Consider the following 2,549-nt stretch of genomic DNA (forward strand, 5'->3'; position numbering starts at 1 on the left):
GCGCAGCGGGCGGCCGGACGCCAGCTCCGGGCGGCCGTGCGGGCCGCCGCAGCGCGGGCACGCCTCACGGACGACCGCGACCGCCGACGGGTGCACCTCGAGCGACGCACCGAGCAGGAGGCGGAGGGCGACGTGCGAGACCAGCCAGCGATGGCGGTCGGTGGCGTCGTGCAGCCGCGCGGCCCTGGCCCGCTCGTCCGCGTCGAGCCACGACGCCGGATCGCCAGTGGGCCGCGCGAGGCCGAGGGAGGTGACGACGCCGTCGGCCGTGTCGTCGAGCGGCACCAGCCAGGTCGAGACCGGTGCCGACGGCAGCAGGGCGGTGGTGGTCATCGGGTCAGCGGCTAGTCGGGTCGGTGGCTCATCGGTTCAGTGGCTCACGAGCTCAGCGCAGCGGCTGCGGGGCCACGGCCGGGCGTGACCAGCGGACGTCGACGGGCCGGCCGACCACCCGCGACTCGATCTCGCTGCGGAACGACTCGACGAAGTGCGCGGCCGAGCGCTCGTCCGACACGACGACGTCGAGGCGCAGCGAGCGCAGCTCGTCGGTGACGAGCACGGGGCCGTCGCAGAAGCGCAGCAGGTACTGGTGGGACTTCACGGGGATGCTCTCCCAGTGCCGCCGCAGGCTCGTTTCGAGCTGGCGGACGGAGTCGATGCCGTCGGCCTGCCGCACCTCGGCGCTGATCGCGATCATGCGGGCATCGTGCACCCTGCGGGCGACGCGCACGTGAACGCGAGGTGACGGGCTCCTGTGGGCCCGGCGAGTGCCCCTCCCGGCGGCCGGGGCGCCCACCGCCCTATTCGTAATACCATTGGGCCGAGAGCGGCGCCGACGCCTGTGCGTGGTCGGTCGGCTCACAGCCCATCCGACGACGAGATCGCACGGTCGCGACCTCGAGAGGACACGACATGACCACCCCGAGCTCCGCGCCCTTCCCCTCCGCATCCGCCTCCGCCTCCGCCTCCGCCGAGGCTGTCTGATGGCCACCCTCGAGAACGCGGGCGCCGCCTCCTCGGCGCCGCTCGTCCCGGGGTCGGCCCGCCACCCGGCGCACGACTCGGACCCGGTGCTCGTCGTGATGGGGGTGTCGGGGTCGGGCAAGTCGACCGTCGCAGCCCTCGTCGCCGAGCGCCTCGGCTGGGACCTCGCCGAGGGCGACGACCTGCACCCCGACGAGAACGTCGCGAAGATGGCGGCGGGCCTGCCTCTCGACGACGACGACCGGGCGCCGTGGCTCGACACGGTCTCGTCGTGGATCGTCGAGCACGCGATGCAGGGCGTGCCGGGCGTCATCACCTGCTCGGCGCTGAAGCGGAAGTACCGCGACGTGCTGCGCGAGCACAACGTCGTCTTCGTCTACCTGCAGGGCAGCGGCGACCTGATCGGCGGCCGGATGGCCGAGCGCTCGGGGCACTTCATGCCGACGACCCTGCTCGACTCGCAGGTCGCGACGCTCGAGCCGCCGCAGGCCGACGAGCGGCACATCGTCGTCGACGCCACCCGCACCCCGGAGGAGGAGGCGGGCGACGTGCTCCGCCTGCTCGGCCTGACGCCGGCGGACTAGAGGCCGCGGCGGCGGAGGTCGGCGACGATCTCGTCGAGGAAGTCGTCCACCTCGTCCTGGTGGTAGCCCTCGCGGAACTTCGTCGGGGTGAAGCGCGCGTTCACGACGTCCTCGGGCCGCACGTCGGTGGCGCCCGCACGGCCCTCGTCGTCTCCCCCTCGTGGTCACCACGATCCTGCCAGGGCGTCGTGGTCCGTCGCGACCTCGGTGCGACGGTCAGGACCCCGTCGGCGGGGGAGCGGCGTCCGGGGAGGGACGATCGCGGGAGGCGCGGTAGAGGACGTGAGGGCGGAGGCGGTGACCGGGCGGCAGGGCCGGGTGCTCGAAGTCATCGGCCGGGTCGCGTGTCAGGCCGAGCCGCTCCATCAGCGCACGGGAGCGGAGGTTGGTCGCGGCGGTGAAGCTGACGACCTCGGGCAGGTCGAGCCCGTCGGGGTCGAGGGCGGCGCGGAGCACCTCGCGCGCGGCCTCGGTGGCGAGGCCCTGTCCCCAGGCCTCGCGGCGCAGGCGCCAGCCGATCTCGACTTGGTCGGCGAGCGGCCGGCCGCCGACGACCACGTCGACCGAGGGTCGCGACAGGCCGACGAAGCCGAGCAGCTGGTGGTCGGCGCGTCGCTCGACGGCCCAGAGACCGAAGCCGTGCGTCTCGAAGCCCTGCTCGATCCGGTCGAGCATGGAGTCGGACTCGGCGCGCGTCCGTGTCGACGGGAAGAACTCCATCACGACGGGGTCGGCGTTCATCGCCGCGATCGGCTCGCGGTCGGCGTCGTGCCAGCGGCGGAGGAGGAGGCGGTCGGTGGTGAGCACGGGTCGACGGTAGCGGAGGCGACCGGCCGACCCGCGCCTCCTGCGGGCCGACCCGCGCGGTGAACCGCGTTCCGAACCATGAACCGCGAAAGAACGCGGTTCATGGTTCGGAACGCGGTTCATGCCGGCGCCCACCGTTGGGGCGCAGCCCAGTATGCGCTTACACTGACGAGG

4 protein-coding genes and 1 pseudogene are annotated in these 2,549 nt (G+C 73.6%); 1 reads left to right on the forward strand and 4 read right to left on the reverse strand.

The annotated features are described in order from the left end of the window. Positions 1–333, reverse strand: a 333-nt coding sequence (locus RWM17_RS13990; RefSeq protein ID WP_399540495.1) for a 4'-phosphopantetheinyl transferase family protein, incomplete at its 3' end; no start/stop codon positions are given. 52 nt (positions 334–385) lie between these two features. Further along, complete coding sequence (locus RWM17_RS13995) at positions 386–697, reverse strand: hypothetical protein (protein WP_133738628.1); 312 nt, start codon at positions 695–697, stop codon at positions 386–388. Between the two features lie 385 nt (positions 698–1,082). Between RWM17_RS13995 and RWM17_RS14000 the strand changes: the two genes are divergently transcribed. Beyond that, the gene (locus tag RWM17_RS14000) at positions 1,083–1,568 is read left to right on the forward strand and encodes a gluconokinase (protein WP_314104662.1); all 486 of its coding nucleotides are present in this window, start codon (positions 1,083–1,085) and stop codon (positions 1,566–1,568) included. An 8-nt stretch (positions 1,569–1,576) separates the two neighbouring features. On the opposite strand, the pseudogene RWM17_RS14005 reads toward RWM17_RS14000, so the two are convergent. Then, positions 1,577–1,690, reverse strand: a pseudogene (locus RWM17_RS14005) (DivIVA domain-containing protein); the annotation flags it as partial. A gap of 94 nt (positions 1,691–1,784) precedes the next feature. After that, the gene (locus tag RWM17_RS14010; protein WP_314104660.1) at positions 1,785–2,375 is read right to left on the reverse strand and encodes a GNAT family N-acetyltransferase; all 591 of its coding nucleotides are present in this window, start codon (positions 2,373–2,375) and stop codon (positions 1,785–1,787) included. Positions 2,376–2,549 lie beyond the last annotated feature (174 nt).

Source organism: uncultured Frigoribacterium sp. (genome assembly GCF_963515265.1).
Taxonomy (GTDB): Bacteria; Actinomycetota; Actinomycetes; order Actinomycetales; family Microbacteriaceae; genus Frigoribacterium.